Below are 1,300 nucleotides of genomic sequence, written 5' to 3'. Positions count from 1 at the left end.
TGGCCGTCGCCGCCCTGGTCGGCGGTACGGCGTGGCTCGCCACCGGAACCGGAGGCGACGAACCGGCCGACGACAGCGGCACCGCGGCCACCTCCCCGTCGGAGTCGGCCTCGTCGACGACGCCCGCGGCCACGCCCGACAAGCCGTACCAGCCCAGCAAGGGCGACTTCCTCGGTGAGCCGGCCACGATCCGCGGCGGCGAGGCCTACCTCGCCAAGGGTTGGCGTGAGATCTCACGCGTCGACAACCCGATGAACTACGCAGATCCCAACAACTCCCTGGGCCTCGAGGTGCGCAAGGGCGCCGAGCACAAGTTCGTGCTGCTGGTCGAGCAACCCGGCGACTATGGCCCCTACATCAGCGTCGACTCGCACGACGCGGTCGGCACCCTGGAGTCCTGGCTGCCCGAGGCCGTGGACAGGCAGCGCGTGCTCGACGCCGACCAGGGCATCGCCCAGCGCAACGACACCGACGAGACCACCGGGCCCCTGGTCACGATGAACCCGGACGGCACGCTGGAGCCCGCCGCGGGTCTGACCATCGTTGCGCAGGTCAACGACATCGACCTCGGCTCGCGCTTCGCCGGTCCCGGCGACGACACGGCCGCTGCCCGCGTCGCCATGCCCACCGGCAAGGACGTCTACGTCGTGGTGAGGCGTACGCCGGGCCACGAGGCCGAGGTGATCCGCGGCGGCAACGCCGGCACCTTCCCCACGATCCAGGCCTTCCTCGACCACGCCCGTGGCCAGTACGGTGACGGCACGAGCGAGGGCCTGCAGTGACGCTCTTCTCGGGCCGGGCGAACCGCGAGGCCGACTACGTCGACTTCGTGGCCGCCCGTCGGCTGCACCTGCGGCGCATCGCCTACGCGATCTGCGGCGACTGGCACCTGGCCGACGACCTGCTCCAGGACGCCCTGGTCAAGCTGTACGTCGCGTGGCCGCGGGTGCGCCGTGACGAGCAGCCGGAGGCCTACGTGCGACAGATCCTGGTGCGCGTCAACATCGACGAGCACCGGCGCCGGATGCGCCGGCCGCAGACGGTCGAGCTGACCGGCGGCGACGAAGCCGCGCAGCGACCGGGGCTGCCGGCCGAGGAGCGGTCCGCGTTGTTCGATGCGCTCCAGCAGATGCCCGAGATGCAGCGCAAGACCGTGGTGCTGCGTCACTGGCTCGGTCTGAGCGTCACCGAGACCGCGCACGAGCTCGGCATCGGCGAGGGCACCGTCAAGAGCCACACCTCGCGCGGGCTCGACACCCTCCGGGCACTGCTCGCACCGGCCGACGTGGACTGACGAGCG

The 1,300-nt window shown here is 71.6% G+C and carries 2 protein-coding genes; both read left to right on the top strand.

Annotated features, from left to right (window positions below; genetic code table 11):
- Window positions 1-782: hypothetical protein (locus NJ4_RS26140; RefSeq protein WP_169799318.1), on the top strand; the 782-nt coding region annotated here is incomplete at its 5' end.
- Window positions 779-1,294 carry a SigE family RNA polymerase sigma factor gene (locus tag NJ4_RS23345; RefSeq protein WP_067441327.1) on the top strand — a complete coding sequence of 172 codons (516 nt, stop codon included), beginning with the start codon at window positions 779-781 and terminating at the stop codon, window positions 1,292-1,294. The genes NJ4_RS26140 and NJ4_RS23345, both read left to right, overlap by 4 nt.
- Window positions 1,295-1,300 lie beyond the last annotated feature (6 nt).

The organism is Nocardioides jensenii JCM 1364 = NBRC 14755 (assembly GCF_001552535.1).
GTDB classification, from domain to species: Bacteria; Actinomycetota; Actinomycetes; order Propionibacteriales; family Nocardioidaceae; genus Nocardioides; species Nocardioides jensenii.
Note: the sequence above shows the minus strand (reverse complement) of the source record. Positions and strands in the feature narration are given on the sequence as shown.